Origin of the sequence: Hyphomonas sp., assembly GCF_037969335.1 — a bacterium.
GTDB lineage: Bacteria > Pseudomonadota > Alphaproteobacteria > Caulobacterales > Hyphomonadaceae > Hyphomonas.
Genome location: NZ_JBBKXE010000105.1, coordinates 1 through 8,839 on the forward strand (window position 1 = coordinate 1; position 8,839 = coordinate 8,839).

Consider the following 8,839-nt stretch of genomic DNA (forward strand, 5'->3'; position numbering starts at 1 on the left):
CCCCTACCCCAAAACACGCCCCTTATAGGGTCAACTCGCGTCCAGACGGGCGAACAGGTCCTGCGTCCGGAACGCCCGGCCAATCTGGTTCGCGTGGTGGCGGGAATCGCAGACATAGCCGAAGACCGGATAGGGCGACTGCTCCACCAAGCTGACGCGGGACGCATCTATCGTCGCCATATCATCGAAATCATGGGTCACCTGATCGAACAGCGAATCGACCAGCTGCTTGCGGTTCTCCAGGTCCTCGGGCCGGGAGTAATACTCGCTCGGCAGCACGATCATTACTTTTGCGCTCGGGAACATGGATTCAAGAAAATCTGTCTGGATCGCAATCGTCTGGGCCGACAGCGTTACATCTTCCCATTCGAAAAACTGCCCCTCGGCCGGCAGCTCGCCGCAGTCCACATGACTGAAGTCGATGTCGCCATCCCGGGTCGGCAAGGGGTAGTCCTTGGACTTGCTCACCCCGCCTTCGAATGCCGACTGGATGAAATAGTCGAGCGCGCTCCGGCTGGGCTTGATGCTGAGCGGCAGGTGCCCGGTAACATCGCCCTTGAAGTTCTTGCGTCGATCAAACTCATGCGCCCGCAGTGGCGATACTGTCGAGTAGACGACAAGCTTGATGGCATCCCTGTCGACGGTATCTGCCACTTGCGTGACGAAACGACGATAATTTGGATCGGTATAGCCCTCGTTCATCAGCGAGGCATTGTACCAGGTCATGCCGCTCAGTTCGTCGAGTTGGGCCGCTGACAGGCTGAAGACGGCATTCGACCCGCCCAGGACGAGACCATCCACATGGTCCATGGCTTCGAGATTGCTGAGATGCTGCCGGATGATGGCGGTGCGCCCGCCATCCGTCTGCTGCGTGTAGCCCCATACGAGATAGCTGGTATAAGCCAGCAACAGCGCTGGAATGCCAAACCGCAAGATGAAACGATTAGCGCTGACCATAAACGGCATAATCCATCCCCACCCCATTTGCGATCGTGGCCAGCATCAGCGCGAGCATGACGAACTGGACCACCGGAAGCCGGTAGAACTTGTAGTTTCGCTGCGAGAAATACGGCTTGGTCTGAAGCAGGATTTCCAGAGCCACGAACACGACAATCAGCCCCAGCGCGAGCTGCGTCGTCCAGGGCATATGGGTCAACTTGTAGACAACGGAAAAATCAACGAAGCGGAAGTGTAGTTTCTCGAACAGGCGCCCGGAATCGGAATCCGCAAACAACATGCGTCCAATCACGACCGCGATGCCGAGCACGAAGAAGGCCGGCACCTTGAACCCGCGCTTCAGCAGGCGCAGCGTGATGACGAACATGAGCGCGTGGAACAGGCCCCACAGAGCGAAATTGAGGGTCACGCCATGCCACATGGCCGACCCCATGTAGACCGTAAAGAGCGCGGCCGATGTGCCGAACTGCTTCTTGGTCGGCGCGTAGAACAGGCTCTTCAGCACCACAGACAGCGACGTGTGCCAGCCCCGCCAGAACTCGATCACATTTGTCGACGAGAAAGGCTGCCGGAAGTTCAGCGGAATCCTGAACCCCATGAGGCCGGCGAGGCCGAATATGATCAACGATAGACCGCAGAAATTGGCATACACAAACAGCTCGAAGATCGCCGCAAAAGTCAGCGATGAAACAACATCGGTCTCCTTCAGAAGATCGAATGTCTTGGTCAGTGGTGTCGCGATCGTCTGCTGCAGGAACAGGCCGAGGAATACGAAGGGAAGATAATAGTCCGCCCGGCTGCGCAGGCCACGATAGCGAACGTCGCGGAACTGCGTCGCGACTGGACCCGTGATGATCAGCAGCGGGTTGCTGGCCAGCACTGCCGCGCGCGGGGTCAACATCCGGCTCCGCGCAATATAGGCGAGCGACGCCGTATAGAATGACAGTCCATAGAGCAGCAGGTTCGTCGACGAAGCGTGCGATCCGGTCAGCGTCTTGGTCAGGCCGAAGACCGACGTCGCCGAAATGGCGAAGAACAGGACATAAGGCGCAATCACCGTCCGCTCACGGTCGCCAGCCATCATCAGCAAGACGACAATGGCGACGCAGACCGCCAACGGAATGGCCGCCTTGAGCGCAAAACCAGGTAGCGCCCCCGACTCCCAGACGCCCGACCCGTTAACCATTACTTGCGCAACAGCAAGGATAGCTACGCCGGACAACCAAAATATGCCCATTTCCTGCATCTGTTTTGTCATCAGCCCACCAATTCAAATATAGTCAGCCCTATTTCAGTAGGCTTATTTACCATTACATGGTCAACAGAATTATCGTCATGAGTTTCCAACAAACTCCCGCACTCGTTTCTTTTCCGCAACGAGATGGCGCGGCCTGAGACCGGGCGCTCAGGCATCCCTGCGCGCAGCAAATAGCAGTCACCGCCTGCAAAGGCCGGTTCCGGCCTGCGGCACTTGGCTCTATAAACCGCGCGACTCAACGACGCCGTTTTCCTCCCCCATTCCCGAACTTGCCTGCGGAGATTTTTCGCGATGCACGCCCCATTTGACCTTGTCGAAGTTGATGCTGGCCGCCGCCTCCATGTTTTGGTCGAAGGGCCGGAAAATGCGCCATTGGTCGTCTTCGATCACGGCGCGTTCGGTTCCTACGTTGACGGATGGTGGGTCAAGGAAGCGCTGAAGGCTGACCACCGAGTCGTGCTCTACGGCCGGGCCGGCATGGACTGGAGCGACCCGGCACCCGAGGGCACGCCTCTGACACCCGAATTCCACATCGCTGACCTGCGCCGCCTGCTTGCAGCGCTCGGCGCACGTCCGCCTTATGTGCTGGTCGGCCACTCCATGGCGGGCTTGCGCCTGCACGCCTTTGCCAATCTTCATCCCGACGAACTGGCCGGTCGCGTCTTCGTCGATGCGATGAACCCCAAATACCTGCGCAAGTCAGGCGGCATGCGCCCGCTCAATGCTTTCGCCCTGCTCTTGCGAGTCGGCGGCACGGTCGCAAAAATGGGCCTCCTGCGCGCGGTCGCGCCCTTTACCGGCGACGATATCGACCTGCCCCGGGAGCGCCGGACCGAGAAACGATTCCTGTTCCGCAAGCCTGATCACTGGATCGCCGCACGTGGCGAAGTCACCGCGATTGATCCCGCCGCCGCCTATTTCAACCCGGCCGTCACGGTCAACTCGCCGGTATCGGTCTTTTCGCGCGAGGCCGACGGCGGCGAAAACGCGGGCCTCGTCAGGTCCGTCTCGAACCAGGGCGGCTATGGACGCCTGTTCGGGCTCGACGGCGAAACCCATACATCCCTGCTGAACCCGGCGCATGCCGCCCGCATCGCAAGGGAAGTGCGATACATGACGCGGATGATGGTCCCCCTGCCCGAGGACAACTCGGTCGATACATGCATGGGTGGACAAGCGGAAATCGGAGTATAGTGCCTGACGGCCATTCCGAGGAGACCGGCAATGAAGGATATCTCGACGCTCGCCCGTGACCTGATGCAGTCACGGCTGGAAGACCTGACCGACCGGGAGCGCCGCGTCCTCGAACGATTCATCGAACGCCGCCGGATATCCCGCAATGTCGGCCAGACGCTCGAGAAGGAGTCGACATTCGGCGACCGGTTGGCCGACAAGGTTGCCGAGTTCGGCGGGTCGTGGATGTTCATCAGCCTGTTCGGACTTGTCCTCGTGATCTGGATCGGCGGCAACACGGCCCTGGTCCTCGACAAGGCCCACGCGTTCGACCCCTACCCCTTCATCTTCCTCAATCTGATCCTGTCGATGCTCGCCGCCATCCAGGCGCCGGTCATCATGATGTCGCAGAACCGGCAGGCCGCGAAGGATCGGGCCGCAGCCAATTACGACTATGAGGTGAACCTCAAGGCCGAGCTGGAAATCCTGCAGCTGCACGAGAAACTGGACGAAATGCGGCAGACCCAGCTGACCAGCCTCCTCGAAACGCAGGCCGCGCAACTGGCCCTGCTGGAAAAGCTTTCTGCGGCATCGTCAGACGGCACACGCAAGGATGTCTGAACCCACTGCGCCGCCCGTCCCGGTCTCACCCAAGCTGGCTCTCCCACCCTGGAAACGCCATGCCGCACTGGCCCTGGTTGCCGTCCTCTTCGTGCTCGCAATTGTCGCGATCCACACCGAGATCCGCCACCTCTCGGTCCACAAGATCTATGCCGAACTGCGTGCCCTATCGCTCGAACAGATCCTGCTCGCATTGGCCGGGGTCGCGATCAGCTATCTCGCAGTCACCGGCTATGACACGCTGGCCCTTCGCTACGCCGGCAAACCGCTCGCCTATGCCCGGACGGCGTTTGCCTCTTTCACCTCCTACGCGCTTTCCAACACGCTGGGCCTGCCGCTGCTGACTGGCAGCGCCGTTCGCTATCGCCTGTATTCCAGCTGGGGCCTCACCGCGCAGGAGATCGGTGTGCTCGCCGTCATCACCGGCGTCACACTCTATGTCGGCGCCCTGGCAATCGGTGGCACGGGGCTGCTTGTCGAAGCCCCACGGTTCGAAACCGTGTTCCACATACCGGCTGAGCTGGCCTACCTGCTCGGCGCCGCTTGCCTCATTGCTGTATGCACATTTCTCTTTCTGGCTGGCCAGAAAGGCCGGACACGGCACATCCGCTCGGTCGGGTTCAACACGCCGGGCCTGCCTGTCGCCGCGGGGCAAATCCTCGTCAGCATGGCCGACTGGACAGGCGCAAGCCTCGTCCTGTTCGCCGTCCTGCCGCCCGACACCGGCCTCTCCTTTCTCGCCTTCCTGCCAGTCTTCGTGGCCGCCAGCTTCATCGGCGGCATCAGCGGCCTGCCCGGCGGCGTCGGCGTGTTCGAGGCGGTCATCCTGCTAATGGTGCCGACGCAGAGCAACGAAGCCCTCGCGGCCAGCCTGATCGCCTACCGCGTCCTCTACTACCTGATCCCGCTGGGAGTCGCCGCAGTCCTGCTCGCCATGCACCAGGTACCGCAGGCTGGCGCCCAGTTGAAAGGCGCCGCCGCCAGGGCGCAGGATATCACCGAAATATTCGCTCCGACCCTCTTCTCGGTGATCGCCTTCGTCGCAGGCGCCTTCATGCTGATCTCGGCCACGACCCCGACGCTGGCGGGCCCGCTCGAAGCCGCCGGACGCATCCTGCCGCTGCCAGTGATCGAACTGTCCCACTTCCTCGCCTCGATTGTCGGTGTCCTGCTGCTCATCGTGGCGCTGGGCCTGCGCCAGAAACTCGATCACGCCTGGACCATCGGCATCATCCTGCTCGTGCTCGGCATCGGCCTGACTCTGCTCAAAGGTGCCGACCCCCACGAGGCGGTCCTGCTCGCCGTATCGCTCGGGCTCCTCGCGACCTCGCGCAAGGCGTTCTATCGCAAGACGCCGCTCAGCCAGGCCCGGCTCACCTTGCCCTGGATCCTGGCCATCCTTGGCGCCATCAGCGCGGCTGTCTGGCTCGGCTTCTTCTCCTATGAACACGTCGCCTATCGCGACGAACTCTGGTGGAGCTTCTCGGTCAACGGCCAGACGTCACGGTTTCTCCGCGCTACGGCGGCCCTCCCCATCGTCCTCCTGCTGGTCTCGCTCTGGCGCTGGCTCCAGCCTGCCATCGGCAAGGGCATTCCGTCGGCCCCCGTCGATCCCGCCACCTTGAAGCAGATCCTCGCCACGGCCGAATTCGGCTATTCCGATGGCGCCCTTGCCCTGCTCGGCGACAAGCAGTTCCTGATGAGTCCCAGCGGCCAGAGCTTCATCATGTATGGTGTGCGCGGACGCCACTGGATCGCGATGAGCGAACCGGTCGGCAAGCGTGACGAGATCGTCCCCTTGCTTTGGACATTCCGCGAGCAGGCAGACCTCTATGGCGCCGATCCGGTATTCTACTCCGTCCGCAAGGAATTCCTCCCACTCGCGCTCGACCTCGGCCTCACGGCGCAAAAGATCGGTGAGACCGCGCTAGTACCGCTGGTGAAATTCTCGCTCGAAGGGCCCGCCCGGTCCGGCTTGCGCGCAAGCCACAAGCGGGCCCTGCGCGACGGCCTCTCATTCGACGTCATTCCGCAAGGCGCGTGCGACGACGTGCTGCCCACGCTGCACACGATCTCTGACGAATGGTTGGCCATCCATGGCGGCGCCGAGAAAAGCTTTTCGCTAGGCCGGTTCGATCCTGGCTATGTCCGCAATTTCCCCATCGCGGTCGCCCGCCTTGATGGCAACATAGTTGCTTTCGCAAACCTTATGTCAACGGCTGACGGGCGCGAGATGGCCATCGACCTGATGCGATACGGTCACGCCGCGCCCAAGGGCGTCATGGACTTCCTGTTCATCGAACTCATGCTTTGGGGCAAGGAAAAGGGCGTGCAGGCGTTCGACCTCGGCATGGCGCCACTGTCCGGACTTGAAGGCCATCGCCTCGCGACGCTCACCTCCAAGCTTGGCGCCTTCGTCTACGAGCACGCCAACAAGATCTACGGCTTCGAAGGGCTCAGGAATTACAAGAAGAAATTCGATCCTGATTGGGAGCCGCTCTACCTGGTCGCACCGGCGGGCCTTTCCCTGCCCATCGCCCTCGGCGATGTTGCCATCCTGACCAGCGGCGGCCTCAAGGGCATGTTCACCAAGGGCTGAGGTTCAACACTCGATGACGTTGACTGCCAGCCCGCCCTGGCTCGTTTCCTTGTACTTGGATGACATGTCGATTCCGGTCTGGCGCATTGTCTCGATCACCTGGTCGAGTGAGACCTTGGTCTGCTCCACCGAATGAAGCGCCAGCCGTGCGGCGTTCACCGCCTTCACCGCGCCTATCGCATTGCGTTCGATACAGGGGATCTGCACCAGCCCGCCAACCGGGTCGCAGGTCAGTCCGAGATTATGTTCCATGCCGATCTCGGCGGCATTGGCGCATTGCTGCGGCGTGCCACCCCAAACTGCAGCCAGTCCGGCGGCAGCCATCGAGCAAGCGACACCCACCTCCCCCTGACAGCCCATCTCGGCGCCGGATATGGAGGCGCGCTGCTTGTATAGCAGGCCCACACCGCCCGCCGTCAGCAGGAACTTCCGCAGCCGCACCGCAGCGTCTTCCGCATCGGCGCAATAATGTTTGATAACGGACGGAATGATTCCCGCTGCCCCATTGGTTGGCGCCGTGACCACTTGGCCGCCGCTGGCATTCTCTTCATTCACGGCCATGGCATAGACATTCAGCCAATCGAAAATCTGCTCACGCTCGTTGGACTGCGGCGATGCCTGCAGCTTCTTCCATATTTCAGGCGCCCTGCGCCGCACTTTCAAGCCGCCCGGCAACACGCCCTCACGCGCCAGACCTCGCGCGATGCAATCCAGCATGACATCGGCAATCCGGTCGAGCGCCGCGTCTGTCTCTTCCCGGGGCCGCATCGCATCTTCGTTGGCGAGAATCACATCGTGAATGGCAACGCCCTTTTCGGCGCAGATCGACAGGAGGTCGGCAGCCGACGCAAAGGGATGCGGAACCTCATGGCCTGTTTTCACGATATCGTCGGCGGGCGGTGCTTTCAGCTGCTTCGCGGTAGCGATGAATCCGCCGCCAGTCGAATAATAGGTCTCGTTCTGCAACACGTCGCCATTCGCCGAAAAGGCGCGCAGCATCATGCCGTTCGGATGCAGTTCCGGCAGTACATGATAGGCAAAGACAATGTCGGTTTCCGGATCGAAATCGATTGATGTCCCATCGGCGAGAGGAAGGCGTTTACCTGTGTAGACGTCTGCCACCTGCGCGTCGGCCGTATTCGGGTCCAGCGTCTCCGGTTCCAGCCCGAGCAGGCCCAGCACACCGCCTTCGGCGTCGCATGCCCCACCCCGGTCAGCGCGAGCGACCCTTGCAGTTCGACCTCGATCCGCGTCACCTGACCCAGTACACTCGCCTCGCTCAGGGATGCCGCGAATCGGTTGGCGATCCGGATCGGCCCCACCGTATGGGAACTCGAAGGACCAATACCGATACGAAAGAGATCAAGGACCGAAAGCATGAATATGCCCGTAAATGGCTTGCAGGAGGGACAATGCCTGCCCGTTGCCGCGCACTAAGGCAAGGGTTTCCCACGCTGGCTGGCCGTTACGTCGTGGGCATAGAGCCAGTCATTGCGTGAATGCACGAAGCCCGGCGCGGCACGGCCTGCCAGCCACATCGGGCCATACGTCGCCAATTGGGTCAGCGGGTTGTGCCGATGGAACAGTTTCGCATTTGCCCGCGCGCCGGCCTGAACAGCGCTCGTTCGCCTCTGACGGTCCGCCTCATAGTCCGCGAAAGACACGGCCACGTCCGTTCCCTCGGACAGTCGCGCAGCAAGCACCCAGGCATCCTCCACCGCCATCACAGCGCCTTGCGCAAGAAATGGCAGCATCGGATGACAGGCATCGCCGAGCAGCACGACCCGGCCGTCGCTCCAGCGCGTCAGCGGCGCGCGATCATAAAGCGCCCAGCGGTTCAACTTGGTCGCGTTCCGGATCAGGTTCAGGATCACGGGATGGAACTGGGCAAAATCGTTCAGTGCGTCTTCCTTCGCGCCTTCGCCCGACCAGGATTCCACCTGCCAGCCAGCATGCTCGACCACGCCGACAAAGTTCGCAAGCAATCCGCTACGCAGCCGATAGGTTACGGCATGGCGGCCTTTGCCGACCCACGCACAGGCCGTCGGCGGCGGCAGGTCCTTGCCCAACAGGTCAATCGGCACAACGGCGCGCCACGCGACATTGCCGGTGAAACGCGGCGTGTCCGGCCCCAGCATCTGCTCTCGCACGACTGAATGTATGCCATCGGCCCCCACCAACACGTCCGCGGACAGGTGCCTCCCGTCTTCGAGTATAGCCGTAACGCCGTT

7 protein-coding genes are annotated in these 8,839 nt (G+C 61.7%); 3 read left to right on the top strand and 4 right to left on the bottom strand.

All coding sequences use genetic code 11. The features are described 5' to 3' along the window. Positions 1-30 precede the first annotated feature (30 nt). Positions 31-966, bottom strand: a complete 936-nt coding sequence (locus AADA04_RS08140; protein ID WP_340692759.1) for a hypothetical protein — start codon at positions 964-966, stop codon at positions 31-33. After that, positions 944-2,215: an MBOAT family O-acyltransferase gene (locus AADA04_RS08145; protein ID WP_340692760.1), complete on the bottom strand. Its 1,272-nt coding sequence runs from the start codon at positions 2,213-2,215 to the stop codon at positions 944-946. Before AADA04_RS08145 ends, AADA04_RS08140 begins: the two co-directional genes overlap by 23 nt. A 291-nt stretch (positions 2,216-2,506) precedes the next feature. On the opposite strand from AADA04_RS08145, the gene AADA04_RS08150 reads away from it, so the two are divergent. The 3 genes from AADA04_RS08150 to mprF are packed head-to-tail and all read left to right on the top strand — an operon-like array spanning position 2,507 to position 6,608. Next, the gene (locus AADA04_RS08150) at positions 2,507-3,409 is read left to right on the top strand and encodes an alpha/beta fold hydrolase (RefSeq protein WP_340692761.1); all 903 of its coding nucleotides are present in this window, start codon (positions 2,507-2,509) and stop codon (positions 3,407-3,409) included. A 30-nt stretch (positions 3,410-3,439) separates the two neighbouring features. Beyond that, positions 3,440-4,009, top strand: coding sequence for a DUF1003 domain-containing protein (locus AADA04_RS08155; protein ID WP_340692762.1), 570 nt, complete (start codon positions 3,440-3,442; stop codon positions 4,007-4,009). Beyond that, positions 4,002-6,608 (top strand): bifunctional lysylphosphatidylglycerol flippase/synthetase MprF, encoded by a 2,607-nt coding sequence (mprF, locus tag AADA04_RS08160; protein ID WP_340692763.1) that lies wholly within the window; start codon positions 4,002-4,004, stop codon positions 6,606-6,608. Before AADA04_RS08155 ends, mprF begins: the two co-directional genes overlap by 8 nt. A 3-nt stretch (positions 6,609-6,611) precedes the next feature. On the opposite strand, the gene AADA04_RS08165 is transcribed toward mprF, so the two are convergent. Beyond that, complete coding sequence (locus AADA04_RS08165; protein ID WP_340692764.1) at positions 6,612-7,790, bottom strand: L-serine ammonia-lyase; 1,179 nt, start codon at positions 7,788-7,790, stop codon at positions 6,612-6,614. 251 nt (positions 7,791-8,041) lie between these two features. Beyond that, positions 8,042-8,839 (bottom strand): FAD-dependent monooxygenase (locus AADA04_RS08170; RefSeq protein ID WP_340692765.1); only part of this gene is annotated, 798 nt, incomplete at its 5' end.

Excerpts from the sequence above, each read along its gene's own strand:
- AADA04_RS08140 (WP_340692759.1), bottom strand. The coding sequence starts at position 966 with ATGCCGTTTATGGTCAGCGCTAATCGTTTCATCTTGCGGTTTGGCATT.
- AADA04_RS08145 (WP_340692760.1), bottom strand. The coding sequence starts at position 2,215 with ATGACAAAACAGATGCAGGAAATGGGCATATTTTGGTTGTCCGGCGTA.
- AADA04_RS08150 (WP_340692761.1), top strand. The coding sequence starts at position 2,507 with ATGCACGCCCCATTTGACCTTGTCGAAGTTGATGCTGGCCGCCGCCTC.
- AADA04_RS08155 (WP_340692762.1), top strand. The coding sequence starts at position 3,440 with ATGAAGGATATCTCGACGCTCGCCCGTGACCTGATGCAGTCACGGCTG.
- mprF (WP_340692763.1), top strand. The coding sequence starts at position 4,002 with ATGTCTGAACCCACTGCGCCGCCCGTCCCGGTCTCACCCAAGCTGGCT.